The organism is Fontisubflavum oceani, assembly GCF_030407165.1.
Classification (GTDB): Bacteria; Pseudomonadota; Alphaproteobacteria; order Rhodobacterales; family Rhodobacteraceae; genus Rhodophyticola; species Rhodophyticola oceani.
In genome coordinates, this window is sequence record NZ_CP129111.1 from 2,585,881 (window position 1) to 2,612,011 (window position 26,131).

Genomic DNA, 26,131 nt, shown 5'->3' on the forward strand with positions numbered 1-26,131 from the left:
TCTTGGTTATTCTGCCGCTGTCTCGCGACGGGGTAAAACCCAATCGGGCCGGATGAAATGGCAGGTATAGCCATGCGGAATGCGCTCCAGGTAATCCTGGTGCTCCGGCTCGGCTTCCCAGAAATCGCCGACCGGTTCGAGCTCCGTCACCACTGGGCCGGGCCAGAGACCGGAGGCGTTCACATCGGCGATGGTATCCCGCGCGACCCGCCGCTGATCCTCATCGACATAATAAATCGCGGAGCGGTAGGAGAGGCCGATATCATTGCCCTGACGGTTCAGCGTGGTGGGGTCATGTATCTGAAAGAACAGTTCCAGAAGATCCCGGTAACTGACAATCGCCGGATCGTAGATAATCTCGATCCCTTCGGCATGGGTGCCGTGGTTGCGATAGGTCGCATTGGGGACGTCACCGCCGGTATACCCGACCCGCGTTTTTACAACGCCGGGGCGCTTGCGGATCAAATCCTGCATTCCCCAGAAGCAACCACCGGCCAAAACAGCGCGCGCGCTCATGCCACATCCTCCACTTGGTCCAGATAGGCGCCATAGCCTTCGGCCTCCATCTCATCGCGATGGACAAACCTGAGCGAGGCGGAATTGATACAATAGCGGAGGCCGCCGCGATCCTGAGGCCCGTCGGGGAAGACATGGCCCAGATGACTGTCGCCATGGGTCGAGCGCACTTCGGTCCGGATCATCCCGTGGGAGACATCGCGGAGTTCATTGATATGGGCGGTCTCGATCGGCTTGGTGAAGCTGGGCCAGCCGCAGCCGCTTTCATATTTATCAGCGGAGGCAAAAAGCGGCTCACCAGAGACGATATCGACATAGATACCGGGCTCTTTGTTGTTCAACAGCGCGCCGGTGCCCGGGCGCTCGGTCCCGTTTTCTTGTGTCACCCGATATTCTTCTGGGCTCAGCTTGGCGAGGGCCTCGTCTGTCTTTGCGTAGGCGGTCATGGGGTTCCTCCAAGTCATCGGCGTTGGGCCAAGATATGGGGGCAGGGCACGCAATGTCCAATCGTCAAACACAGAAAGGCCCCGCAAAACGGGGCCAGATCAAGGGATTGTGTTGCGAGAGGCGGGTTAGCGACCCCAGGTCCGGACCGGACCGCAATCCATATGGACGAAGTTGGACCCGGAATAACGGCCAACGCCGCCTGCGTTACACGCTGCGGCGGCGCGGGCAATCTGGCTCACGCTGCGCGAATTGATCCGTAGATCGGCAGCTTCGCCTTGCATATGGCGAGAGTTCCGCGCCACACCGCGCGACCGGGAGCGCAACATCGCATTGGTCGCTGGCGAGCGGTAGCCGGAGAGCAGGGTGTAGGGTTCAGACGTTTCCAGCAGATTATGGGCAGCGGCCATAATGTCGATTGTGCGCGTGTCGATCGTGCGGACCTCATTGCGCCGCCAGTCACGCATATGAATGTTGATCTCGTCGAGGGCAGGGCCGACATAATCGCCATCGATCCAGTAGATCATATCGAGGCTTTCGCCGGTGCGCCCATTATACATGGCCAGTTTGCGGATATCGCCGGCGCCGCGCAGAAAGCCAAATGCATTCGCCATGACCGGTGCGGCCGTTACAGTGGTGGCCGCGAGCGCGCAACAACGCGCGCCGCGTAAACGCTGATTTTGTCATTGAAGTCTGTGCCCCATCTCGTCTTCTGCCCGTTCCGTCGCACATCATGCCGCTTTTTGCGGCTATCTCGCGTATCCATCCCCACAGATGTGGTGTTCATGACACAAACGAGACAAATCTTAAAGTCTCACTCTTCCCTTTCGGCCAATTGGTCGCGGATTTCGGCGATATTTCGCCAAGCTGTGGCAGAATCGCCGTCCAATCTGTGACTGAGCCGAGCTCGATCTCGGCCGTTGCAGTCGGGGAACAGTTTTCTATGTTCCTGCTTTATTCCAAGAGGCTTGCGATTTTGTGAATAGACAGGATAAGGGCGCAGGCGGCAGGGTGGTCACGAGGGCGTGATCCGCGACACGAACAGGTATTTGATTATGATGACACGAAAATTTTCTATGACAGTGACCGGTTGGATTGCAGGATTTGCCCTGCTGCTGGTCTTGGCTTTGCCGCAAAATGCGGCGGCGCATCACCACACGGCGCTTCGTCAGTCGATTGCTGAGGCGGCTTCCTCGGACGACGCTTTGGCGGCATTCTATCGGGAGCGGAACTTCGAGCCGATTTGGACCACCAGCGACGCGGCAGAGCGGCGCAACGCGCTTCTGGCGGCACTGGATCGGGTCGAGGATCACGGGTTGCCGGCGTCGCGTTATGACGCGGATCTGTTACGCCAAACCTTCCGTGACGCGACAAACCCTTATGCGCGCGGTCAGGCCGAGGTGCTCGCCTCGCGCATGTTCCTGCAATACGCCCGCGATGTGCAGTCCGGTATGTTGGAGCCCGACGACGTGGTGGCCGATATCGTTAAGGATTTGCCGCGCCGCGACCCGCTGGAGCAGATCACTCAGTTCGTTTCGGCCAACCCCCATGAGTTCATCCGTGACCTGCCGCCAAGCCATCCGGAATATGTCCGTTTGATGCGCGAAAAATTGCGCCTGGAGCGCGTGTTGGGCGCCGGTGGCTGGGGTCCGACCGTACAATCCGGTGCGCTTGAAGTGGGTGATAGTGGCGAGGGTGTTATTGCGCTGCGCAACCGGTTGATGGCAATGGGCTATCTCGAGCGCTCCGCGACAGCGACCTATGACGGGGTGTTGCAGGCCGCCGTTCAGGCGTTCCAAGCCGATCATGGGCTGACGCCTGATGGCGAGGCCGGAGCGGCCACCTTGGCCGAAATCAACGTTGGGGTTGAGACACGTCTTGGGCAGATCATCCTCGCGATGGAACGGCAGCGCTGGATGAACCGCGAGCGCGGGGATCGGCATATCCTGGTCAATGTCGCGGATTTCCATGCCTATGTGATCGATGGCGAGCAGGTGAGCTTTGAGACCCGGGTTGTGGTGGGCCATCGCGACAGCGATCGCCGCACGCCGGAATTCTCTGACGAGATGGATCACATTGTGATCAACCCAAGCTGGAACGTGCCGCGCTCGATCACGGTTGGCGAGTATCTGCCACAAATGCGGGCCAACCCCGCCGCGGCGGGGCATCTGCAGCTGATGCGGGGCGGGCGCGTGGTCAGCCGCGAAGGGATCGATTTCAGCCAATACACCAACCGGAATTTCCCGTTCGACCTGCGCCAGCCCCCGGGCAACAGCAATGCGCTTGGCGAAGTGAAGTTCATGTTCCCCAACCAGTGGAACATCTATCTGCATGACACGCCGTCGCGGAACCTGTTTGACCGGCAAGTCCGGGCCTATTCTCATGGTTGCGTCCGCGTGCACCGCCCGCAGGAATTGGCCTATCATCTGCTTGCCCGGCAAGAGGCCGATCCGCGGGGGTTCTATGGCCAAATCCGTGCCTCTCGGCAGGAAACCCGGGTGAACCTTGAAGACCCGGTACCGGTGCATCTGGTCTACTGGACCGCCTGGATCACGCCGGAGGGTCGGGTAAATTACCGCGATGACGTCTATGGCCGGAACGCGCTGCTCTGGCGGGCAATGCAAGACGCAGGGGTGGCGGTCCGGGCTGTCACCAGCTAAACCTCTCGCCGCACGGATTTCGTAGGGCGGCGGGCATGAGCCATACAATTAAAGAGATTGCAGCGGCGCTTGGGGCGGAAGCCTTCGGCGCCGTTGATCTTGAGGTGACCAGTTTGGCGGAGCCCACGGTGGCCGGTGCCGATCAGCTTGCTTTGGCAATGTCTGAGAAGTTCATCGACGGCTTGGCTGAGGGGCAGGCCCGCGCTGCGGTTTTGAGCGCTGGCACCGACTGGCAGGCGCTTGGCTTGCAGGCAGCCATTCTCGTGTCGCGCCCGCGCTATGCCTTGGCCGGGCTGACAACAGCGATGGATGCCGGGCCGCACATTGCGCCAGGACACCATGCAACCGCCGTCATTGATCCGAGCGCTGAGATCGGGGACGGCGCCGCGATTGGACCTTTTGTGGTGATCGGGGCAGGTGCGAAGCTTGGGGCAAACGCGAAGATCGCCGAACATGTCAGCATCGGTGCGGGCGCGGTGATTGGCGATGACGCAGTGATCCACTCAGGCGCGCGGGTCGGGGCACGGGTCAGTGTTGGGGACCGGGTCTTTATCCAACCCGGCGCGGTGATTGGCGGCGACGGCTTTTCTTTCGTCACACCGGAGAAATCTACCGTCGAGACAGCGCGCGAAAGCTTGGGCAAAGCCGACGTGACTACCGACGCCCAAAGCTGGACCCGTATCCACTCTCTTGGCTCCGTCACCATCGGCGATGACGTGGAGATTGGGGCCAATTCAGCGATTGATCGGGGCACGATTTCGAATACCGAGATCGGTGACGGCACCAAACTCGATAACCTGGTGCATATCGGACATAACGTGCGGATCGGGCGCGATTGTCTGATCTGTGGTCAGGTGGGCAGCGCGGGCTCGGTCGTGATTGGCGACCGCGTCGTGTTGGGCGGACAATGTGGCCTCTCCGATAATATCACCATCGGAAATGACGTCGTCGCGGCGGGTGCCACGAAAATCTACTCAAATGTGCCTGCGGGCCGCATGTTGATGGGCGCGCCGGCGGTGAAAATGGACACGCAGGTTGAAATCTACAAAGCCATGCGCCGTTTGCCCCGCGTCATGAAGACCGTGGATGCTTTGCAAAAAGCCGTTTTCAAGCGCGACCAGAATGACTAAGTGATCGGGCAGGACCAAGACCCCGAGGGACCGAGTATATGGCCGATAGCGTTCAAGACCAAGTGATCGCGATTATTGCGGAACAGGCTGTGTTGGAGCCTGGCGATGTTGCTCTCGATAACTCACTCGAAGACCTGGGTATTGATAGCCTCGGCCTGGTCGAGTCGATCTTTGCGATAGAAGAAGCCTTCGATATTCAGGTGCCGTTCAATGCCAATGAGCCGGATCAGAGCGATTTCGATATTTCGAGTGTCGCGGCAATTGTGAAGGCTGTTGAGGGGCTGGTGGCCGACCAAAAATGAGACGGGTTGTCATTACCGGGCAGGGCACGATCAACGCTCTGGGGCAGGATGTGCCCTCGACACTGGAGGCCATGCGCGAAGGGCGCTGCGGCATTGCCGAGTTGGAGCTGCGTGATGTGGACCGGCTGTCGGTCAAGATCGGCGGGCAAGTCAAAGACTATGACCCCGAGGCATTGTTCAACCGTCAGCAGATCGTTCTTTATGACCGCTTCACACAGTTCACCTTGATCGCCACGAAAGAAGCGCTGGAGCAGTCGGGCCTCCGCTTTACCGGCGAATTAGCGGCGCGGTCGGGCGTTGTGCTTGGCACGGCGGCCGGGGGTGTGAACACCTGGGATGAGAACTACCGCACGGTCTATGAAGAGGGCAAAAACCGGGTTCACCCCTTTGTCGTGCCCAAGCTGATGAACAATGCGGCGGCCAGCCATGTCAGCATGGAATACAATCTCAAAGGGCCGTCTTTTTCCGTGTCGACCGCCTGTGCGTCCTCCAACCATGCGATGGGCCAAGCGTTTCAGATGATCCGGACGGGCATTTGTGATGCGATGGTCACCGGTGGATCAGAGGCGATGTTGACCTTTGGCGGGGTCAAGGCCTGGGAAGGGTTGCGGGTGATGTCGAAAGACGCATGCCGCCCGTTCTCAGCAACGCGCAACGGGATGGTCCAAGGCGAAGGCGCGGCTGTCTTCGTCTTTGAAGAATATGAACACGCCAAGACGCGGGGTGCCGAAATTTTGGCGGAGGTGGTCGGCTTCGCGATGACCTCGGACGCCGCCGATATTGTGATGCCGTCGAAACAAGGCGCCGCACGGGCGATTTCGGGCGCGATGCGAGATGCGAAGCTGAAGCCAGAAGATATTTGCTATATCAACGCCCACGGCACCGGAACGGCGGCCAATGACAAGACGGAATGCGCCGCCGTCGCAGATGTGTTCGGCCATCACGCCGATGAATTGATGATCTCCTCGACCAAGTCCATGCATGGCCATTTGATTGGTGGGACCGGAGCGGTCGAGCTTCTGGCCTGTGTCATGGCCTTGAAGGATGGGGTGATTGCCCCGACCATCGGCTATGAAGAGCCGGACCCGGAATGCGCGCTCGACGTTGTGCCGAATGAGGCCCGAGAGGCGAAGGTTAAGGCCGTGCTATCGAATGCCTTCGCATTTGGCGGCCTCAACGCTGTTCTGGCCCTGCGCGCGGCGCCTTAACAAAAAAGGCCCGCGCAATTTGCGGGCCTTTCTTTGATTTCAATCCTGCTATTCTTGCAGCGCTTCAAACGCGGCTGATCTCTCGATCAGATCGTTATACGCGGCGGTGAACCCCGTCAGCGAAGCGCTCAACTCCACAACCTGATCGGGGGCGGGCAGGGGCACGATGCTGACAACGGCGTTTGCGCCTGCGCGGAACGCGGCAATATCAGCCTCACTGAGGCCAAGACGGACAAAACAGCCGATCTGCTGGCAGAAACTGAATGGATAGCGCTGCGCTTGGCTGCTATCGATTCTGAGCTGCAGCTGCGGCAGCAGCAACGTATCAAGCGGCGTGACAAGTCGCGCCGGCAATGACGTTGCCCTCATCCGGGATGTCGAAGAGGTTGAACTCCGCAACGGGGTTACCGCCTTCATCGTTGAGCAACTGATACATCTGGCAAGGTTCGGGCTGCCCCTCTTCAACGCGGATGCAGCGGATTTCCCAAGCGCCATGGGTGGCGGAGATATAGGTGCTGCCGATGCCATTGGGGTCTTCCACCGGCGTGCCCAAGGACAGGCCCGTCTGCGGATCAATTGTCGGATCAGTCTCGGCCGCGGCGTCTGCCGCGCCATCTGCCGCGGTGTCTTGCGAGACGGCCGGACCAGCAAGCACAAGGGCCAGAAGGGCGGGAATAAGGGGCAATGCGGGTTTCATTTCAACATGTCCTTTTGCAGGTTGCTCTGCGTATATCGGTGGTTGGCTAGCATGGGAAAAGGCCGCTGTCAGGGGCAAAATGTGTGCCGCGGCGGCAATGGCGCTTCAACGCCTGCAGCAATAAGAAAAGGGCCCGAGTGACGAGCCCTTTCCAAGATTATTTTCTCTCCCTGTCGGACTGGCCGACGTTGTGGCGGTGACGCTAGTCCAGCAATCCTCACAGGTCAACAGCCGATATGATAGTTTTTCTATGGGCCGCGATCGCAAAAAAACCGCGCCCAAACGAAGGGGCGCGGCCAGTCAACTGGGAGGAAACACATACCGCCCGTCGCAGATGGGCGGGCACATCCACGAGACTGGCATCGAATGGTTAAGAATGTATTGTGATGACAGAAAAACCTTTGGGACAGGCAAGACATATGAGTGATGGCATCTTTATCGGCGGTGGCGGCACGGACTATGCCGAGCCGCAGCACCTTCTTCTGAAATACGCCAATCGCCACGGATTGATCGCCGGCGCAACGGGCACTGGCAAGACGGTCACGCTGCAAATCCTGGCTGAGACGTTCTCCGCCCAAGGCGTGCCCGTGTTTTTGTCGGATGTGAAAGGTGATCTGTCGGGCCTTGGGGCGAGCGGGACGGCGGAGTTTAAGCTGCATGAGGCGTTTACCTCGCGGGCTGAGACCATTCAGTTCGCTGACTATGCTTATCGCGCGTTCCCCGTGACGTTTTGGGATCTCTATGGTCAGGCCGGTCACCCGGTGCGCACGACGGTGTCGGAGATGGGGCCGCTTTTACTGTCACGGCTGTTGGAGTTGTCCGAGGCGCAAGAGGGGGTGATGAACATCGCCTTCCGTGTGGCCGATGAGCAGAGCCTGCCGCTTTTGGATCTGAAGGATTTACAAGCGCTCTTGGTTTGGGTCGGTGAAAACCGGCAGGATTTGAGCCTGCGCTATGGCAATGTTTCCACTGCCTCGATTGGCGCGATTCAGCGGCGGCTGTTGGTGTTGGAGGGGCAGGGCGGTGATCAGCTTTTTGGCGAGCCGGCGCTGGATCTATCCGATATCTTCCTGACCGATGATGCCGGGCATGGCCGGATCAATATCTTGGCCGCCGACAAGCTGATGGGTGCCCCGCGGCTTTATGCAACCTTCCTCCTTTGGCTGTTGTCGGAGCTGTTCGAGACCCTGCCCGAGGTGGGCGATCCGGACAAACCGAAACTGGTCTTCTTCTTCGATGAGGCCCATCTGCTGTTTGACGACGCGCCGAAAGCGCTGGTCGATAAGGTCGAGCAGGTGGCGCGTTTGATCCGCTCGAAAGGCGTCGGGGTCTATTTCATCACCCAAAACCCGGCGGATGTGCCGGAGGACATCCTGGGCCAGCTTGGCAATCGCGTGCAACACGCGCTGCGCGCCTTTACAGCAAAGGACCGGCGCGAGCTGAGGCAGGCGGCGGAGAACTATCGCGAAAACCCCGATTTCGATACGGAAGACGCGATCCGCGAGGTCGGCGTGGGCGAAGCCGTAACCTCGATGCTGGAGCGCAAAGGCATCCCCGGCGTGGTGCAACGGACCTTGATCCGCCCGCCATCGTCGCAACTTGGCCCGATTGCCGATGCGACCCGGGCTGCCCTGATGGGCATGTCGCCCGTGGCCGGCAAATATGAGGCGTCGGTGGATCGGGAAAGCGCCTTCGAGATGCTGTCGAAACGCGCCGAGGACGCCGCCAAGGAAGCCGAAGAGGCCGAGGCCAAGGAAGAAGAGACCGAGAGCGCCGCCGAGCGGGAATTCCGCGCCGGGCGACGGTATTCCGGCAATCGGGTCAGCCGTTCAAGCGCGAAACCCGCCGCGACCCGGCGCCGCTCAAGCCGCAGCGATAGCATTGGCACCACCTTCGCCAAAAGCTTTGCCCGGCAGCTTGGCACACGGTCAGGGCAGGCTCTGGTGCGCGGCGTTTTGGGCGGGCTGTTCCGAGGCCGCTGACAAGGGAGAGATATGGCCGAAAGCGCAAACCCTGACGGTATCTGGCCGCCGTTCGGCGCCTTCTCTCAGGTGGTGATCGCCGGAGAGGGGCAGGTGGTGCACCTGAAAGGCCAGGTCGCGCTTGATCAAGACGGTGAGATCGTTGGCGCGGGCGATATGGCGGCGCAGACCAAGCAGGTTCTAGAGAACATCAAGACTTTGCTGGCCTCCCTCGGCGGCCGGTTGAGCGACGTCGTTTCGCTCACCCAATACACCACCGATCTTGGCGATTTCATGGAGATGGGTGCGCTCCGCGCGACCTATTTCGCCGCGCCCTATCCGGTGACAACCACCGTCGAGGTTGCGGCGCTTTATCATCCCGACCTGCTGTTGGAAATCCAGGCGGTCGCCGAAATCCCAAGGGAGCGGTTTCGACGGCCCGAAGATGTATCGCCGCTGCATGGCTGACGAAATCCCGACCCGCGACACCAACGCGCAATCCTATCCGATCTCAACGCGCTATCTATTGGCGCATCGCCCCCCGGCAGCATAAGATAGAGACATGATCGTAGAACTCGGACATTTCGCCCTCGTCTTGGCCTTTATGGTGGCCATCTTCCAAATGATCGTGCCGATGATTGGCGCCGCCCAAGGCCGACCGGGCTGGATGGCGGTGGCCGATCCCGCCGCGACGGCGCAGTTCGTGCTGACCGCGATCAGTTTCGGGGCGCTGACCTATGCCTTTGTGACCTCGGATTTCTCACTCAGCTTGGTGGTGAACAACTCCCACACCCTGAAACCAATGATCTACAAGATCACCGGGGTTTGGGGGAATCACGAAGGCTCACTGCTGCTTTGGGTGCTGATCCTGACACTGTTCGGCGCTATGGCGGCCTGGTTTGGCAAAGGTTTGCCGCCGACATTGCGCGCCCGGGTGTTGGCGGTGCAATCCTCCGTCGCCGTGGCGTTTTTTGCCTTTATCCTGTTCACGTCGAACCCGTTCCTGCGGCTCGAAACACCGCCGTTCAACGGCCAGGATTTGAACCCGCTTCTGCAAGACCCCGGTCTCGCGTTCCACCCGCCGTTTCTTTATCTCGGCTATGTCGGCCTCTCGATGGCCTTCTCCTTTGCCGTTGCGGCCTTGATCGAAGGCCGGGTTGATGCGGCTTGGGGCCGATGGGTGCGGCCCTGGACGCTTGCGGCTTGGGTATTCCTCTCCATTGGCATCGGGCTTGGCTCCTGGTGGGCTTATTATGAGCTTGGTTGGGGCGGGTTCTGGTTCTGGGACCCGGTGGAGAATGCGAGTTTCATGCCATGGCTGATCTCGGCGGCGCTCTTGCATTCGGCCATCGTTGTGGAAAAGCGTGAGGCTCTGAAAAGCTGGACGATCCTTTTGGCGATCTTGGCCTTCGGCTTCTCGCTGATCGGCACCTTCATTGTGCGCTCCGGCGTGCTCACCTCGGTTCATGCCTTCGCAAATGACCCGGAGCGGGGTGTCTATATTCTCGGCATTCTGGTTGTCTTCATGGGCGGTGCGCTGCTGCTCTTTGCACTCCGCGCCGGGATTATGGAGGCGAAAGGCGTCTTCTCGACGGTCAGTCGGGAAAGCGCCTTGGTGGTCAATAACCTGCTTTTGGCGGTTTCCTGCTTCGTGGTGTTCATCGGCACGATCTGGCCCCTGATCGCGGAGATGTTCTTTGACCGGACGCTCTCGGTCGGGCCGCCGTTCTTCAATGCCGCCTTCACGCCGTTTGTGATCCTCCTGGCCATCGTTTTGCCGATTGGTGCGATGCTGCCGTGGAAGCGCGGCAAGATTGGCCGGGCGATGCGCCCGTTGATCGGCGCGGCGGCCTTGGCTGTGGCGGCGGTGCTCTTCACCTATGCGATGTTTACCGGCGACTCTGCGCTTGGCCCACTGGTCATCGGCCTCTCGGTCTGGCTGGTCGCGGGCGCTGTGGTTGATCTCTGGTCGCGCACGGGCCGGGGTGATGTTCGTAACCGCCTATCGCGTCTCACACGTCTGCCGCGCGCCGATTGGGGCAAGGCGACGGCCCATGCGGGCTTTGGCCTGACGATGTTTGGGATTGCCGCGCTGACCACCTATCAGATCGAAGATATCCGCGTGGCCCAAGAGGGCGAACCGTATCAGGTTGGCGCCTATGAGATCGAGCTTGTGGAGGTCCGTCGCCTTGAGGGCCCGAACTACCTCACGACGATGGCGACCATCCAAGTGACTGATCATGGCGAGGTGCTTGATCTGCTGTATCCCGAGCGGCGCATTTATCCGGTGGCGGGCATGCCCACGACCGAGGCCGGGATCAACAATGGCTTCACCCGCGATGTGTATGTGGTGATCGGCGATCCGCAGGAAAACGGGGGTGGGCCGTGCGGACCTATATCAAACCCTTTGCCAATTGGATTTGGGGCGGCTCGATCATCATGGCGCTTGGTGGCTTCCTTTCGCTCAGTGATCGGCGGTACCGGGTTGCGGCCGGGGCGGCGAAAGCCAAACGCGCGCCCGTTGGCGGAGTACCTGCCGAATGATCCGCGTTGTCCTGCTCAGTCTCGCGCTGCTATTTCCGCTTGCGGCTGGCGCGGTGCAGCCCGATGAAATCCTCGACGATCCGGTTCTGGAGGATCGTGCCCGGGATATCTCTGCCGGGCTGCGCTGCCTTGTCTGCCGCAATGAGAGCATCGACGAAAGCAATGCCGAACTGGCCCGCGATCTGCGCCTCTTGGTGCGCGAACGATTGGTTGCGGGGGATAGCGATCGGGAGGTCGTCGACTTCGTCGTTGATCGTTATGGCGAATATGTCCTGTTGAACCCGCCGGCGCGGGGGTCGACTTTGATCCTCTGGCTCGCTGGACCGGCGCTTCTACTGCTCGGCCTCGGTGTTTCGATCAGCTTTCTGCGTCGCAGATCACAGGCCACGGCCCCGGATGAGGCGGCACTGAGCGACGACGAGGCCGCGCGCCTGGCAGAGATTATGAAAGACTGACGCCGCGTTTCCGCTTTCCTGAACTGATCGGTTTGCTATGGTCCGCCCGGAATAAGGAGCGCGGAGACGGCCATGCAATACGAAACCATCACTTTGGACATCACTGACGGGATCGCGACGGTCACCTTGCGCCGCCCCGATGTGATGAATGCGCTCAACACCCAAATGCGGGCCGAGATCACCCATGCGGTGGGCAATGCGGGCAATGAGGCGCGGGTGGTCGTGTTGACGGGCGAGGGGCGGGCGTTTTGCTCCGGCCAAGATCTCGGGGATCGCGCCAATGTCGGCGACATCAATCTCGAACGGACGCTCCGCGACGAGTATATCCCGATGCTGATGGCGATTGTGGATTGCCCGGTGCCGACGATTTCCGCGGTGAATGGCACGGCCGCGGGGGCAGGGGCCAACCTTGCGCTGGCCGCCGATGTGGTGATTGCGACGGAAAGCGCGAGCTTCATTCAGGCCTTTGGCCGGATCGGCCTGATCCCCGATGCGGGAGGCACTTATGTCTTGCCGCGCCAGATCGGAATGGCCAAAGCCATGGGCGCTGCGCTTTTTGCCGAGAAGATCACGGCGCAACAGGCCAGCGATTGGGGCATGATCTGGGAAGCTGTGCCAGATGACAGCTTTGCCGCCCATTGGCAGGAGCGGGCCGCTTATCTGGCCAACGGACCAACAGTCGCGTTCAGCAAGATGAAAGAGGCGATGCAGGCGAGCTTTGGCAACACGCTCTCCGAGCAACTGCTTCTGGAAGGCAAGCTGCAAGGAGATTGCGGTCGGACCCGCGATTTCAAAGAGGGCGTGTTGGCCTTTCTCGAAAAACGCCCGGCACATTTCGAAGGCCGATAAGCTCAGGCGCGCCGGAAAACGGAAGTCTTCCGGCGCCTTGACCTTAGCGTTCTGGGATCAACCCACGGGGGCTGAACCGCAGCACCAAGAGCAGGATCAGCCCCATCGTCAACAGTCGCATATGCGCCGCGCTGTCGAGCAGATGCTCGCGCAGCCCACTGTCTTCCGCCATGCCTGCGGTAATGGTCTGCATCAGGAACAGCCCGATCGGCTCCACCTGAATCCAGAGCCACCAGATCAGGAACCCGCCGAGCACCGCGCCCCAGTTGTTGCCAGACCCGCCGACGATCACCATCACCCAGATCAGGAAGGTGAAGCGGAGCGGTTGATAGGTCCCGGGCACAAGCTGGCCATCGAGGGTTGTCATCATCGCACCCGCGAGACCGCAGACGGCCGAGCCGAGGATGAAAATCTGTAGATGCCGGGCTTTGACATTCTTGCCCATGGCCGAGGCGGAGACTTCATTGTCCCGGATCGCCCGCATCATCCGGCCCCAGGGCGAATTCAGCGCCTTTTCCGATAGCCAGATCAGCGCCAGAAGGACGACAATAAACAGCGCCGCATAGGCCAGCTTCACGGTGATCGTTGAGGCCGTGACAGGGTCCGACCCGACATTCTGCGCCAGCGCCAAGAAGTTCTCATTGGCCTGCAAGTCGATCTCGTAAGGCACGGGTCGGGGCAGGCCGGTGACGTTCTTCACGCCACGCGCCAACCAGTCCTCGTTTTTCAGAACCGCAATGACGATCTCGGCGATGCCAAGCGTGGCGATGGCCAGATAGTCGGAGCGGAGACCCAAAGCGGTCTTGCCTATAATCCAAGCCGCCCCGGCCGCTAGGAGCCCGCCCACGGGCCAGGCCAGCACCACCGGCAGTCCCAGTCCACCGAGATACCCCGTCAGGGCCGGATCGACGCTTTCGACGGCGTCGACGCCGGCATCGAAGACCGCCCGGAAGATGAAGAACCCGGCTACAAGAATGACCGTGATCGCCAAGCCGCGCAGCCGCCCGGGCGGCATTTTGCTCCAGACCAGGATCGCGCCGACGATGGTGGCCGCGCCCAGAACAAGACCGAGCAGCACCTGAAGCCCGCCTGCGGCCCAGGCCTCATTGACCGGTGGCATCGAGACCAGAACAGCCGCCAGCCCGCCCAGGGCCACGAACCCCATGACACCAACATTGAAGAGGCCCGCATAGCCCCATTGCATATTCACGCCCAAGGCCATGATGGCCGAGATCAACCCCATGTTGAAAATCGTCAGTGCCGTATTCCAGGATTGGACAAATCCAGTGCCGATGAAGAGAATCCCCACCAGCCCGAAGAGCAGCATGTGTTTCGGCTCCATCGTTTTCATATCGATTTGCCTTTCATGATGCCTGTCGGTCGGAACAGAAGCACGATCAACAAGATCCCGAAGCTGACCGCGAATTTGTAATCGGTGGACAAGAGCTGCAGCAGCCCGGCGGGTTCCCAGCCTTCCGGCGCGAGATAGCCGACGACTTTGCGGAACGCATAGGTCACACTGATCTCCGAGAAGGCGATCACAAACCCGCCCAGGATCGCGCCAAGCGGATTGCCAAGCCCGCCGACAATGGCCGAGGCGAAGATCGGCAGCAGGAGCTGGAAATAGGTGAAGGGTTTGAAGCTTTTGTCGAGCCCATAGAGCACACCGGCGGTTGTCGCCAGCGCAGCCACGATCAGCCAAGTATAAAGCACCACACGCTCGGGGTTGATACCAGAGAGCAGCGCCAGGTCTTCATTGTCGGAAAAGGCGCGCATGCTTTTGCCGGTTCGAGTGCGGTTTAGGAACCAAAATAGAAGGGCCACGGCGATGATGGCGACGACGATGGTCAGCCCCTGCGAGGTGCGGAAGGCGAGCCCCTCGTCCAGCCCCGTCATCTCGCGGAAATTCCGCGCCGAGATGATGAAACGTTCGCCATCGGCAAAGCGTTGGTCGTCGACACCGATGATAAAGCGGACAATCCCGTTTAGGATGAACATCACGCCAAGCGAGGCGATCACATAGATGACGGGTTTGGCTTTCTGCGCCCGATAGAACCGATAGACCACACGGTCCGTCCCGATGAGCAACAACCCGGTGGCGGCAATCCCGATCGGCAGCGCCAGAAGCGCGGTGGGAAGCGGGCCGAGCGACACGCCCGCACCTTGCAACATCCAGGTGACGAGGATCGTGACCATTGCGCCAAACGCCATCGTGTCGCCATGGGCGAAATTGGAGAAGCGAAGGATGCCGTAGATCAGCGTCACCCCCAGAGCACCAAGCGCCAACTGCGCCCCGTAGGCCGTGGCCGGGATGATGACAAAATTGGCGAGCGCCACAAAGGCATTCAGAAAGTCCATCTAAAGTTTCCTCTACAGACTCCAGATAACCTGAGACGTTCCAGGCTGCCCAAAGACGTTGGGCGTACGAAAACAAGTTGCGACCCGCCGTCATCGAAGATGGCAAATGTTGCAGCATACTGACGTTGATCGGGCTCGACCGGGGTCAGGCCGCTAAGGATAAGCGCTGCCGATGTGGACGCCAGCAGTTCCAATACGACAGGTTGCTCTTCGACACGAAGCAGCCAGAGTGTCGTACTGTAAGGTGCGTTCGAGATTTCTACCGAAAGATCAATTCTGCTGCAGCCATGCCCCGTGACGCATTGAAGTGTGTAATTGCACGTGGATTGACTGGTTGCATGTGCCGGGCCTGCTTGTACCATCACCGCGAGCGCCAGATGGACGAAGGCAATACCAAAGAGGTTATGTGCGTTTCTGTGTCTCATTCCAGGACCTCGCAGGTGCCGAAATAAGTGACGGCCATGGCGGCGCCGTCGAAGATATGCGCCGTCATCAGCGCTGTGCTGTCGGCCTTGACCGTGACCATCTCGGCCAAGCCGGAGGGCCCGGCGCTGGCATAGCTGGCGGGCACGGCGTCTTCCGACGTGAGCCGGGTGACGGGGGTGTCTCCCACAACACTGGACAGGAAGAGTTGCCCCTCATGGTCGGCGGCTAGGATCTCGATCTCATAGGCACTGGCCTCGCACCCATCGCCCGCGATGCACTCGACGGTGAACTCACAGGCCCACGGCTCGGCCAAGGCGGGCGCCGCAAGCGATATGAGGAGGGAGCCAAGCAGCATCCTCATCCGCCCAGGAAACTCTTGCGGACTTCTGGATCGGCGAGCAGCTCTTTACCCGTGCCGCTATAAGCGTTCCGACCCTGAACCATCACATAGCCCTTATCCGCAATCTCAAGCGCTTGGCGGGCGTTTTGCTCAACCATCAGGATCGGGATGCCGGTGCGGGCGACCTCGATGATCCGGTCAAAAAGCTCATCCATCACAATCGGTGAGACGCCCGCGGTGGGCTCGTCGAGCATCAGAACCTTGGGTTGGGTCATCAGCGCACGGCCCACGGCCACTTGCTGTCGCTGGCCGCCGGAAAGCTCGCCCGCGGCCTGATAGCGCTTCTCCTTCAGGATCGGGAACAGGGTATAGACCTGCTCCATCGTGCCAGTGATGTCGTCGCGCCGAATGAAGGCGCCCATCTCAAGGTTCTCTTCGACGGTCATCGAGGTGAAAATGTTCGAGGTTTGCGGCACGAACCCCATGCCCTTGCCGACGCGCGCTTGCGGCGTCAGATCGGTGATTTCTTCCCCATCCAGCAGCACTTCGCCTTGGCGCAGGTTCAACATGCCAAAGACGGCCTTCATCGCGGTGGATTTGCCTGCGCCATTCGGGCCGACAATCACCGCGATCTCGCCAGGTTCTACGGCGATGGTGCAGCCATGTAGAATATCCGCGCCGGAGCCATAACCGCCGGTCATCGCGCGCCCGATCAGGAACGGATTGTCGCCCTCGACCGGCTGTGCGTGGCCGCCGGGTTTGACAGGATCGCCCATGCTTGGCGATGGCGGGCGGGTGATCGAGCGGTCTTTGTTGCCGCGATCTTCGTCATAGGGGTTTCCGGCACTCATGCGGTGGCTGCCTTGTTCTTCAGACCGGTGCCCAGATAGGCCTCGATCACTTGCTCATTGGCTTTGATCTCGTCGATCGTGCCCTCGGCCAGCACATGACCTTCGGCCATGACGATCACCGGATCGCAGAGGCGGCCAATGAAATCCATATCATGTTCGATCATGCAGAAGGTGTAGCCTCGCTCTTTATTGAGCCGCAGGATCGCATCGCCGATGGTGTTCAGAAGGGTCCGGTTCACACCCGCGCCAACCTCATCAAGGAAGACAACCTTGGCATCCACCATCATGGTGCGGCCCAGTTCGAGCAGTTTTTTCTGCCCGCCGGAGACCATGCCCGCCGGATGATCCGCCAGATGTTCGATGGTCAAAAATTCGAGCACTTCGTCGGCCTTGGCTTTCAACGCGCGCTCTTCCTCGGCGATGCGTTTGCGGCCAAACCAGGTGTTCCACAGGCTTTCGCCCGATTGCCCTTCGGGGACCATCATCAGGTTTTCCCGACAGGTCATGGAACTGAACTCATGCGCGATCTGGAAGGTCCGCAAGAGACCTTTCGAGAACAGCTCATGCGGGAGAAGACCGGTGATATCTTCACCGTCCATGATCACGCGGCCCGATGTAGGTTGAAGAACCCCTGCGATCACATTGAAAAGAGTTGTTTTTCCAGCCCCATTGGGTCCAACCAACCCAGTAATCGACCCGGTTTCGATGGTGAGTGAGGCGCCATCCACCGCGCGGAACCCGCCAAAATGCTTGTGCAGGTCTTCGACGACAATCATCTGTGCATATACCCCCAAAGAGAGCAGCCCGGATGGTTTCCGGGCTGCCCCAATCTGTGTCTCAGATCAGCAAAGATCAGCGGAACTGCGCTGTGGTGATCTCGCCGCCTTGGATTTCGATCTCGCGGTAGTTGCCAGCGCTTTCGCCGGGGCCGATCAGCTCGACAGCGGAGGCACCGACATAGTCGATGTCTTCACCGGCGGCGATCAGTTCCAGCGCACGGCCAAGCTCACCCGGCTGGATCGGCTCGCCAGGGGCGTTGGCGACGTCCATGAGGTGTTCGGCATAATCCGCAGGCGTGGTCGAACCCGCGGCCTGCATGGCCAAGAGGATCAGTGCGGCGGCATCATAGCTTTCCTTGGCGAACGGCGAGGTGCCGTCGAAGCCAGCTTCTTCCGCCATACCGTGGAAGATGTCGGCGCCCGCGCTGTCGGTGCCTGGATGCTGGCCGAAGGAGCCATCGATGTCGGAGCCGAAATTGTCGGTCAGCGCTTGGCTCACCATGCCGTCGGGGAAGACGAAGGTGTCAAACGCGCCGGTGTCGAGCGAGGCCTGGATGATGCCGGACCCGCCTTGGTCGACATAGCCTGCGACGACGAGAGCTGCGCCACCCGCCGAGGCGAGCGCGCCGACTTCAGCGGAGTAATCCGCGCGGCCATCTTCATGGGCGGCGACCAAGGTGACAGTGCCACCCGCGGCCTCAAAGGCGGCGGCGAAGCTGTCCGCCAGGCCCAGGCCATAGTCGTTATTGGTGTAGGTCACGGCGACTTCATCGATGCCGCGATCCATGATCACATTGGTCATCACCTGACCCTGGCGCGCATCGGAGGGCGCCGTGCGGAAGAAGAGGCCATTGTCTTCTACAGCGGAGAGCGCCGGAGAGGTGGCTGAGGGCGAGACCATGACCATGCCATTCGGGACGGCCACATTGGACAAGATCGCCGTGGTCACGCCAGAGCAGTCAGCGCCGACAATGCCCGCGACACCATCGGCGGTGATCAGACGTTCGGCGGCGGCGGTGGCGGCGGCGGCATCGATGCAGGTCGAGTCCGCGCGGACCGAGGCGACACTCATGCCGTCCATCAGATTGCCGCTTTCGGTAACCTCGGCCATTGCCAGTTCGGCGCCATCGGCCATATGCGGGGTCAGCGATTCAATCGGACCGGTGAAGCCCAAGATCACACCCAGAGTGACGGAGTCGCCATGGCCTTCGGCGAGCGCACCAGTTGCCATGACTGCGGTGGCCGTCGAGGCCAGCAGAATTCTTTTCATATTTTTCTCCCTGTTTGGATCCGAAGATCCGGTCATGGCGAAAGATTAGTCCGGGCCAAAGCGATTGAAAAGGCGAAAAGATCGGGCGGATTGCCGGTTTCTCCACGTAAACCCGGCTGTTTCACGATCCGGAAAGCGACCTGGTATGTGGAAGGCCGAATCCTAGATCAAAGAGCAGATTTCATTTCGGAGGATATCATGCGCCATTTCTTTGCGGTTCTGTCTCTTAGCCTCGTCATGTCCACAATGGGAGAGGCCCAAACGGTGGACAGTTCCGCAGGGCCGCTGGAGATCACGCCGATTGTGACAGGGCTCGACGAACCATGGGCTGTCGCGTTTTTGCCGGAGGGTGGTTTTCTGGTGACCTTGCGCGGCGGCGAGATGTGGCGCTTTGCTGACGATGGGTCTGTGGCGTTGGAAGGCTTGCCGCCGATTGCCGTCGACGGGCAGGGCGGGCTCTTGGATGTGATGGTGCCGCGGGACCATGCGCAATCGGGCGAGATTTTCTTCACCTTCTCGATGCCGCAAGGACGGCAGGCAGGCACCGCTCTGGCGCGGGCCCGATTGCTGGAAGATCGGCTTGAAGATGTGACGGTGATTTGGGCCTTGGAGCCCGGCAGTTCCGGCGGGCGGCATTTTGGCAGTCGAATTGTCGAGGGGCGCGACGGGTATCTGTACGTGACCGTTGGAGATCGGGGGATCGGCCCTCGGCCCAGGATTTGAGCGTCGAAAATGGCAGCGTGATCCGGGTGGCGCGCGATGGGTCCGTGCCGGGCGACAATCCCTTTGTGGGTCAAGCGGGGGCCCAGCCAAGATTTGGTCCTACGGCCACCGCAATGCGCAAGGTGCGGCGCTGGACCCGTCCGGGCAGCTTTGGATCGTCGAACATGGCGCCCGCGGCGGCGATGAGGTCAATCAAGTGCGGCGCGGTGCGAATTATGGTTGGCCGGTGATCGCCTATGGGCGGCATTATTCAGGCTTCAGGATCGGCGAGGGGACCGAGGCACCGGGCATGGAGCAGCCGGCGCATTATTGGGATCCGTCGATCGCGCCCTCAGGCATGGCCTTCTATGAGGGCGATTTGTTTCCGGAATGGCAGGGCGATCTGTTGGTTGGCGCCTTGGCGTTCGATTTGATCTCCCGGCTCGACCCGGATCAAGGCATGGCGGAGGTGGAGCAGATCGAAGCGCCAGAAACCTCCCGTGTGCGCGATGTACGCGTGGCCCCCGACGGCTCGATTTGGTTTTTGTCAGTGAATGATGGCGCGCTCTACCGGATGGCGCCGGTCGGGCAGTGATCGAGCGGCGCCGCTGACGCGGCATTGTCTTTCTGCGCGCCCGTGGCAATGTGAGCCCGGTTCGAGAGGTCAGGTAGGCGCGGAGATCGTGATTGGTTCGGCCAGCCAGTGTTCTTCGAGATTGTCGCCCGGGCCGATCCGGTCGATCACGGCAAAAAGCCCCGGTGCGTGAAGCGGGGTGAGCACGCCATGCCATGTGCCGCGTGCGAGATTGATGCCTTGGCCCGGGCGGGTCAGAAACGCGACAGGCGTGCCCGGAACGCCTGCGTCATCCGGCGCGACGATCACCAGAAACGGATGTTCTGTCATCGGCAGGAAGGCTTGGCTGCCCAAGGGATGCCGTTCCAACATGTCGAGTTCATAAGGTAGACTGCGCGGTTTGGCTTCAAAGAGGCTGATCCCGGCCTGGCCGGATTGGAAATCGAGCGTCGCGCGGTCGTGGAACCGGCCGCAGAGTCCCTGATTGATCAGCTTGTCCGGCGTACCGACGGCTTCAAGCACCTCTCCGAACGGGGCGAAAGCATCCGCAGTCAAAGGGATGACGGTGATCTGTTGTGGTGTGGTCATCGCAAGCTGAGCTTCGGATGGCGATTGACGTCTTTGTAGAGCAGGTAGCGGAACCGGCCCGGCCCACCCGCATAACAGGCCTGCGGGCAGAAGGCGCGGAGCCACATGAAATCCCCGGCTTCCACTTCGACCCAGCTTTGATTGAGCAGGTACACGGCCTTGCCTTCGAGCACATAGAGCCCGTGTTCCATCACATGGGTTTCCGGGAAGGGGATTGTGCCGCCGGGCTCGAATGTCACGATGGTCACATGCATATCGTGGCGGAGGTCCTCGGGGTCGACGAAGCGTTGCGTGCCCCAAGCCTCGTTCGTATCGGGCATGTACTGGATCGGCGTTTGGGTCTCATGGGTGACGAACGCTTCTGGTATGTCGATGCCACGGGCGGGTTCATAGGATTTCCGAATCCAATGGAAGGTCGCCGGCGCCGAACCTGGATTGGAAATCTGCCAATCGGCCCCAGGGGGCAAATAGGCATAGCTGCCGGGGATCATCTCATGAGTCTGGCCCGAGATGGTCAAGGTAAAGCCGCCGGAGGTGACAAAGAGGACCGCCTGACCGTTCGGGTCGGGTTCGGGCGCATCGCTGCCGCCGCCTGGGGCCAGTTCTACAATCAATTGCGCGAAGGTCTCGGCAAAGCCTGTGAGCGGGCGCGCGAGGATCCATGCGCGGGTCTTGGTCCAACCCGGCAAGGCCGATGTCACGATATCCCGCATGACACCATGCGGGATCACCGCGAAGCTTTCATGGAACTGCGCCCGGGTCGTGGTCAGCGCGGTCTGCGGCGGCAAGCTGCCGGGCGGCGTGGCGTAATCGGTCATGGCAGGAGCCCTTTCAACCGATGCAGCGCAATGCGTTCGACCTGGGTGCAGGCTTCGGCAAATTCGGTTTCGGTGTCATTATGCAAGCGGCGCTCGAACGCGGTCATGATCGTGGTCTTGGTGTGGTCACGCACTGCGATGATAAATGGAAACCCGTGTTTCTCTACATAGGCCGTGTTGAGCCGGGTGAAGACGTCATGCTCCGCCTCGGTCAGCGCGTCGAGCCCGGCGCTGGCTTGTTCGGCAGTACTGTCTTCTGTCAGGCGTTTGGCAGCGGCGAGCTTACCTGCGAGATCGGGATGGGCTTTCAAAACGTCAAGACGTTCGGTGCGTGAGGCGCTGCGGAAGACGCGGGCCATCGCGTTCGCCAGGCCAACCGCTGTGTCATGAGCAGGGCTAAGTTCCAATTCATGCGCGCGTTCTGCAACCCAAGGTGAATTTTCGAATGTCGCCCCATAAGTCTCTGTGAATGTGTCTTTATCCATCTCAGACGGGCGCGTGACTTGGCCGGGCGCAGGGTGGGTCGCGGTCCAATGTTCCGCGATATCGATCCGGCGGGCGAACCAAACCTCTGCATGCGATTTGGCGTAGTCCAGGAACCGTTTCAACGCCATGATCCGCCCGGGTCGCCCGATCAATCGACAGTGCAGACCGATCGACATCATCTTGGGCGCGCCCGCCTGACCTTCGGCATAAAGCGCATCGAATGTGTCGCGCAGATAAGCTTCGAACTGGTCGCCCGCATTGAAGCCTTGCGGCGTGGCAAAGCGCATATCATTGGCATCCAGCGTATAAGGAATGATTAGCTGATCGTGACCGCCAAATCGGCTCCAGTATGGCAGGTCATCGGCATAACTGTCAGAGACATAAGCAAAACCTCCAGTCTCGGCGGCCAGGGCGACGGTGTTTGTCGAACACCGCCCGGTGTACCAGCCGCGTGGCGGGGTGCCGGTCACTTCGGTATGAAGACGGATCGCCTCGGCCATCTCCGCCTCTTCCGCTTCGCGCGAGAAGTCTTTGTATTCAATCCATTTTGACCCGTGGGACGCAATCTCCCACTCCGCCGCCTTCATCGCCTCGACTTGCGCCGGGGAGCGGGCGAGCGCGGTGGCAACGCCATAGACCGTTACCGGGATTTCCATCTCGGTGAACAGCCGGTGCAGCCGCCAGAACCCGGCGCGCGCGCCGTATTCATAGATCGACTCCATATTCCAGTGGCGCTGCCCTGGCCACGCCGCTGCGCCAACGATTTCGGATAGGAACGCCTCGGAAGCTGGATCGCCGTGGAGGATGTTGTTTTCGCCGCCTTCCTCGTAATTCACCACGATTTGGACGGCGATCTTGGCGTTGTTGGGCCAATTGCTCTTCGGTGGGATCGGGCCGTGGCCGTGCATATCCCGCGGGTAACGTGGCGTCGTCGTCATGGATCCTCCAGGTTGGTCCGGACGGTGTATGCCGAAGATCGGTGCTCCTACAAGGGGTCGGTTAGTCGGGCGCGTCTTCTTTTGGGTCGGCGCGGAGGCGTTCTGGCAGAAGGAGGTTGAGAAGGATCGCAAGGGTGGCGGCGGGGACCAGGCCACTGGTCAGGAGGACGTGGACCGTCTCGGGCAAATGTTGCACGGCCTCTGGTTCCAACTCCAATCCCAGGCCGAACGACAGCGAGACCGCGAAGATCAACATGTTCCGCTGGTTCCATTTGACCTCTGAAAGGATCGAGATCCCGGCCGCCGCGACCATCCCAAACATGACGATGACGCCTCCGCCCAAAACCTCGATGGGGATGGTGCGGATCACAGCGCCGACTTTCGGGATGAAGCCGCAGAGGATCAGAAAAAGCGCGCCAATGGTCACCACATGGCGGCTCATCACGCCGGTCATCGCGATGAGGCCGACATTTTGCGAGAAAGAGGTGTTAGGCAGGCTGCCGAAGACACCGGACAGGAGGGTGCCCATCCCGTTCGCGAAGGTTGCGCCGGTGATTTCGCGGTCGGTCGCCTGGCGATCAGCGCCGGTCTTGGTGATGGCTTCCACGTCACCGACGGTCTCAACGGCAGACACAAACGCCATAAGGCAGAAGCCGAGCGCCACGGCGATGGAGAACTCAACGCCATAGCGGAAAGGTTGGGGGAGGGCGAAAGTGGCGGCACTGCTCCAGCTTTCGGTGATGGCGGCTGGCGGCAGCAGGCCCGTGCCGAGGGCATAGAGATATCCGGTTAGCAGCCCGATCAAGACGGCAGAGACGGAGAAGATGCCCGGGGCGAAGAACTTGACACCCAGAGTGACCACCACGACGAGGAGCGTCGCCGACCAACTGTGCAGATTGCCATAAGCCTCCGTTCCGATCGCGGCGGTGCCACCGGCGGCGTATTGGATCCCGATCTCCACCAGGGCCAGGCCGATCATCATGACCACCAAGCCGGTGACAAGCGGCGGCAGGGCAAAGCGGATGCGGCCAATGAAGAGACCAAGCACAATGTGGAACATCCCGCCGACGATGATCCCACCATAAAGGGCGGCCAGCGCGTCAACGCCGCGCCCCGCAACAACCGGGATCATGATCGGCAGAAAGGCAAAGCTGGTGCCTTGCAAGATTGGCAATCGCGCACCAACCGGGCCAAAGCCGATGCTTTGCATCAGCGTGGCGATACCGGCGAAAAGCATCGCCATTTGAATGAGATAAAGAAGCTCTGGTAGGTCGGGCGAGCCGGACCCAAAGCCAAACCCTGCCGCGCCCGCCACGATGATCGCTGGCGTGACATTGGCCACAAACATCGACAGCACATGCTGCAGCCCAAGCGCGACCGCCTGACCTGTGGGCGGCATATAATCGGGGTCTTGAAGCTGCGCTTTGGTGCCGATGCTGCGCGATGACATAGTGGCTCCTTTCCGGATTGGTTCTGTATTTGACTAGGCGGTCAAATCTTCTTAGGCCTTGATTTCGGTCAAGGGTTTGCCGGATGCTGCGGCGTCGGCCCGGATATCCGACAGGCGATGACTGATGGAGGGATCAGGTGGCAGGATTTTTGACGACCCATGTGCTCGATACGGGCCGGGGCTGCCCCGCGGAGGGGGTTGCGATTTGCCTCTACCGGGTCACCGGCAACAGCCACAGCAAAATCGCCGAGACCGTGACCAATGCCGATGGCCGAACCGACGGGCCGATCCTGCCCGCCGAGACATTCACCACCGGGACCTATGAGTTGATCTTTCACGCGGGCGATTACCTGCGGGCAACCGGGCAAGCAGGTGCGGAGCCCTTGTTCCTCGATCAAATCCCGATCCGGTTTGGCATGGCCGAGGACAGCCATTACCACGTGCCATTGCTGCTGTCGTCCTATGGCTATTCAACCTATCGGGGCAGCTAGATGGACCAGACGATCCTCCTCCACTGGGCCGAATTCGCCGTCAGGTGGCTGCATGTCATCACGGTCATCGCCTGGATTGGCTCGAGTTTCTATTTCATTGCGTTGGACCTTGGGCTGCGCCGCGATCCGAAACCCGCCAGCGGGGCCGATGGCGATGAATGGCAGGTCCATGGCGGCGGGTTCTATCATATCCAGAAATACATGGTGGCCCCGGCTGAGATGCCCGAGCATCTGGTCTGGTTCAAATGGGAGAGCTATGCGACTTGGCTCTCCGGTGTCGCGCTTCTAGCCCTGGTCTATTGGATGGGGGCTGAGCTTTATCTGATTGATTACAACGTGATGGAGTTGGTCACGTGGCAGGCCGTGCTGATCTCGGCCGGCTCTTTGGTGATCGGATGGGTGATCTATGACGCCCTCTGTAAATCATCGCTTGGCGACAACCCAACCGTATTGATGCTCCTGCTCTTCATCATGTTGGTCATCATGGCGTGGGGTTATACGCAGGTGTTCTCGGGTCGCGCGGCGCTGCTCCATCTGGGCGCGTTCACCGCCACGATCATGACGGCGAATGTGGCGATGATCATCATCCCGAACCAGAAAATCGTCGTCGCCGATCTGAAGGCGGGCCGAACGCCGGATGCGAAATACGGTAAGATCGCCAAGCTCCGCTCGACCCATAACAATTACCTCACGCTGCCGATCATCTTCTTGATGTTGTCGAACCATTACCCGCTGGCCTTTGCTTCGGAGTATAATTGGGTCATCGCCAGCCTGGTCTTTTTGATGGGCGTCACGATCCGGCATTTCTTCAACACGATGCATGCCAAGGGCGGGATGCTTTGGTGGACCTGGGGCGCGACGGCGGTGATTTTTGCGGTGATTGTCTGGCTGTCTGTGCTTCCGCTCAATCGAGACGCGCCGATCGAGGAGGCGCGCCTGTCGCCACTGGCCGAGCGGTTCGCGGCGCATGAGGATTTCCCGGATATCGCCAATACGGTGCTGGGCCGCTGTTCCATGTGCCATGCGCAAGAGGTGTTTTGGCCGGGAATCGCGGTGGCGCCGCGCGGCGTTCACTTGGAAACGGATGCTGAGATTGCCTCTCAGGCCCGGGCGATCTACCTTCAGGCGGGCGTGACCCACGCCATGCCCCCCGGCAATCTGAGCTTCATGGAAGAAAGCGAGCGCGCGGCGATCCGGGCGTGGTATCGCGAGGTGACGGGCGGGGCGCTCTGACAGTTTTGGAGGACGAATGCCGGCACCGATAAACCCCCTAAAAGCCGCTTTAAAGGCGGGG

24 protein-coding genes and 3 pseudogenes are annotated in these 26,131 nt (G+C 60.6%); 12 read left to right on the forward strand and 15 right to left on the reverse strand.

Annotated features, from left to right (window positions below; translation table 11 throughout):
* Window positions 1–6: 6 nt before the first annotated feature.
* The 3 genes and pseudogenes from msrA to QTA57_RS13225 form a co-directional block, all read right to left on the reverse strand.
* Window positions 7–516: a peptide-methionine (S)-S-oxide reductase MsrA gene (msrA, locus tag QTA57_RS13215; protein WP_290151913.1), complete on the reverse strand. Its 510-nt coding sequence runs from the start codon at window positions 514–516 to the stop codon at window positions 7–9.
* Complete coding sequence (gene msrB / locus QTA57_RS13220) at window positions 513–962, reverse strand: peptide-methionine (R)-S-oxide reductase MsrB (RefSeq protein WP_145208737.1); 450 nt, start codon at window positions 960–962, stop codon at window positions 513–515. Before msrB ends, msrA begins: the two co-directional genes overlap by 4 nt.
* Window positions 963–1,088: 126 nt before the next feature.
* Window positions 1,089–1,647, reverse strand: a pseudogene (locus QTA57_RS13225) (YcbK family protein).
* A gap of 389 nt (window positions 1,648–2,036) precedes the next feature.
* Between QTA57_RS13225 and QTA57_RS13230 the strand changes: the two are divergent.
* The 4 genes from QTA57_RS13230 to QTA57_RS13245 are packed head-to-tail and all read left to right on the forward strand — an operon-like array spanning window position 2,037 to window position 6,260.
* Window positions 2,037–3,620 (forward strand): L,D-transpeptidase family protein, encoded by a 1,584-nt coding sequence (locus QTA57_RS13230; protein ID WP_290151915.1) that lies wholly within the window; start codon window positions 2,037–2,039, stop codon window positions 3,618–3,620.
* Between the two features lie 35 nt (window positions 3,621–3,655).
* On the forward strand, window positions 3,656–4,750 hold the full coding sequence (locus QTA57_RS13235; RefSeq protein ID WP_290151916.1) for a UDP-3-O-(3-hydroxymyristoyl)glucosamine N-acyltransferase: 1,095 nt from the start codon (window positions 3,656–3,658) through the stop codon (window positions 4,748–4,750).
* A gap of 38 nt (window positions 4,751–4,788) precedes the next feature.
* Entirely contained in the window at window positions 4,789–5,052 is a 264-nt protein-coding gene (locus tag QTA57_RS13240; RefSeq protein WP_145208745.1) for an acyl carrier protein, read from the forward strand.
* The gene (locus tag QTA57_RS13245) at window positions 5,049–6,260 is read left to right on the forward strand and encodes a beta-ketoacyl-[acyl-carrier-protein] synthase family protein (protein WP_290151917.1); all 1,212 of its coding nucleotides are present in this window, start codon (window positions 5,049–5,051) and stop codon (window positions 6,258–6,260) included. Before QTA57_RS13240 ends, QTA57_RS13245 begins: the two co-directional genes overlap by 4 nt.
* 48 nt (window positions 6,261–6,308) lie before the next feature.
* On the opposite strand, the gene QTA57_RS13250 is transcribed toward QTA57_RS13245, so the two are convergent.
* Together QTA57_RS13250 and QTA57_RS13255 are read right to left on the reverse strand one after the other, a co-directional pair.
* Window positions 6,309–6,614 (reverse strand): invasion associated locus B family protein, encoded by a 306-nt coding sequence (locus QTA57_RS13250; protein WP_290151919.1) that lies wholly within the window; start codon window positions 6,612–6,614, stop codon window positions 6,309–6,311.
* Window positions 6,586–6,957 carry an invasion associated locus B family protein gene (locus QTA57_RS13255; protein ID WP_290151920.1) on the reverse strand — a complete coding sequence of 124 codons (372 nt, stop codon included), beginning with the start codon at window positions 6,955–6,957 and terminating at the stop codon, window positions 6,586–6,588. Before QTA57_RS13255 ends, QTA57_RS13250 begins: the two co-directional genes overlap by 29 nt.
* Window positions 6,958–7,376: 419 nt before the next feature.
* Here QTA57_RS13255 and QTA57_RS13260 point away from each other — a divergent pair, with 419 nt between their 5' ends.
* The 5 genes and pseudogenes from QTA57_RS13260 to QTA57_RS13280 all read left to right on the forward strand — a co-directional run bounded on the left by QTA57_RS13260 (window position 7,377) and on the right by QTA57_RS13280 (window position 12,766).
* Window positions 7,377–8,939: a helicase HerA-like domain-containing protein gene (locus QTA57_RS13260; RefSeq protein ID WP_290151921.1), complete on the forward strand. Its 1,563-nt coding sequence runs from the start codon at window positions 7,377–7,379 to the stop codon at window positions 8,937–8,939.
* A 12-nt stretch (window positions 8,940–8,951) separates the two neighbouring features.
* Window positions 8,952–9,386: a RidA family protein gene (locus QTA57_RS13265; RefSeq protein WP_290151922.1), complete on the forward strand. Its 435-nt coding sequence runs from the start codon at window positions 8,952–8,954 to the stop codon at window positions 9,384–9,386.
* 94 nt (window positions 9,387–9,480) lie between these two features.
* Window positions 9,481–11,462, forward strand: a pseudogene (locus QTA57_RS13270) (heme lyase CcmF/NrfE family subunit).
* Complete coding sequence (locus QTA57_RS13275; RefSeq protein WP_290151923.1) at window positions 11,459–11,917, forward strand: cytochrome c-type biogenesis protein; 459 nt, start codon at window positions 11,459–11,461, stop codon at window positions 11,915–11,917. The pseudogene QTA57_RS13270 and the gene QTA57_RS13275 overlap by 4 nt, the downstream one beginning before the upstream one ends.
* A 72-nt stretch (window positions 11,918–11,989) precedes the next feature.
* The gene (locus QTA57_RS13280; RefSeq protein WP_171559768.1) at window positions 11,990–12,766 is read left to right on the forward strand and encodes an enoyl-CoA hydratase-related protein; all 777 of its coding nucleotides are present in this window, start codon (window positions 11,990–11,992) and stop codon (window positions 12,764–12,766) included.
* A gap of 43 nt (window positions 12,767–12,809) precedes the next feature.
* On the opposite strand, the gene QTA57_RS13285 is transcribed toward QTA57_RS13280, so the two are convergent.
* The 6 genes from QTA57_RS13285 to QTA57_RS13310 form a co-directional block, all read right to left on the reverse strand.
* A complete protein-coding gene (locus tag QTA57_RS13285) occupies window positions 12,810–14,117 on the reverse strand; it encodes a branched-chain amino acid ABC transporter permease (protein ID WP_407933479.1) in 1,308 nt (435 codons plus the stop codon).
* Complete coding sequence (locus QTA57_RS13290) at window positions 14,114–15,124, reverse strand: branched-chain amino acid ABC transporter permease (protein ID WP_171559771.1); 1,011 nt, start codon at window positions 15,122–15,124, stop codon at window positions 14,114–14,116. Before QTA57_RS13290 ends, QTA57_RS13285 begins: the two co-directional genes overlap by 4 nt.
* Before the next feature lie 421 nt (window positions 15,125–15,545).
* Complete coding sequence (locus tag QTA57_RS13295; protein ID WP_290151924.1) at window positions 15,546–15,905, reverse strand: hypothetical protein; 360 nt, start codon at window positions 15,903–15,905, stop codon at window positions 15,546–15,548.
* Window positions 15,906–15,907: 2 nt separating this feature from the next.
* Window positions 15,908–16,741, reverse strand: a complete 834-nt coding sequence (locus QTA57_RS13300; protein WP_145208764.1) for an ABC transporter ATP-binding protein — start codon at window positions 16,739–16,741, stop codon at window positions 15,908–15,910.
* Entirely contained in the window at window positions 16,738–17,517 is a 780-nt protein-coding gene (locus tag QTA57_RS13305; protein ID WP_145208766.1) for an ABC transporter ATP-binding protein, read from the reverse strand. The genes QTA57_RS13300 and QTA57_RS13305 overlap by 4 nt, the downstream gene beginning before the upstream one ends.
* 76 nt (window positions 17,518–17,593) lie before the next feature.
* Window positions 17,594–18,790, reverse strand: coding sequence for an ABC transporter substrate-binding protein (locus QTA57_RS13310; RefSeq protein ID WP_145208768.1), 1,197 nt, complete (start codon window positions 18,788–18,790; stop codon window positions 17,594–17,596).
* Between QTA57_RS13310 and QTA57_RS18650 the strand changes: the two are divergent.
* Window positions 18,722–20,087, forward strand: a pseudogene (locus tag QTA57_RS18650) (PQQ-dependent sugar dehydrogenase). The gene QTA57_RS13310 and the pseudogene QTA57_RS18650 sit on opposite strands and share 69 nt — an antisense overlap.
* Window positions 20,088–20,156: 69 nt before the next feature.
* Here the strand turns inward: QTA57_RS18650 and QTA57_RS13320 are convergent.
* The 4 genes from QTA57_RS13320 to QTA57_RS13335 form a co-directional block, all read right to left on the reverse strand.
* Entirely contained in the window at window positions 20,157–20,654 is a 498-nt protein-coding gene (locus QTA57_RS13320) for an ureidoglycolate lyase (RefSeq protein ID WP_290151927.1), read from the reverse strand.
* Window positions 20,651–21,472: a bifunctional allantoicase/(S)-ureidoglycine aminohydrolase gene (locus QTA57_RS13325; protein WP_290151928.1), complete on the reverse strand. Its 822-nt coding sequence runs from the start codon at window positions 21,470–21,472 to the stop codon at window positions 20,651–20,653. The genes QTA57_RS13320 and QTA57_RS13325 overlap by 4 nt, the downstream gene beginning before the upstream one ends.
* Window positions 21,469–22,896 (reverse strand): allantoinase PuuE, encoded by a 1,428-nt coding sequence (gene puuE, locus QTA57_RS13330; RefSeq protein WP_290151929.1) that lies wholly within the window; start codon window positions 22,894–22,896, stop codon window positions 21,469–21,471. Before puuE ends, QTA57_RS13325 begins: the two co-directional genes overlap by 4 nt.
* A 61-nt stretch (window positions 22,897–22,957) precedes the next feature.
* On the reverse strand, window positions 22,958–24,346 hold the full coding sequence (locus QTA57_RS13335; protein ID WP_290151930.1) for a uracil-xanthine permease family protein: 1,389 nt from the start codon (window positions 24,344–24,346) through the stop codon (window positions 22,958–22,960).
* Window positions 24,347–24,483: 137 nt separating this feature from the next.
* Here QTA57_RS13335 and uraH point away from each other — a divergent pair, with 137 nt between their 5' ends.
* A complete protein-coding gene (gene uraH, locus QTA57_RS13340; protein WP_290151931.1) occupies window positions 24,484–24,837 on the forward strand; it encodes a hydroxyisourate hydrolase in 354 nt (117 codons plus the stop codon).
* Window positions 24,838–26,070, forward strand: a complete 1,233-nt coding sequence (locus tag QTA57_RS13345; protein WP_290151932.1) for a urate hydroxylase PuuD — start codon at window positions 24,838–24,840, stop codon at window positions 26,068–26,070.
* Window positions 26,071–26,131 lie beyond the last annotated feature (61 nt).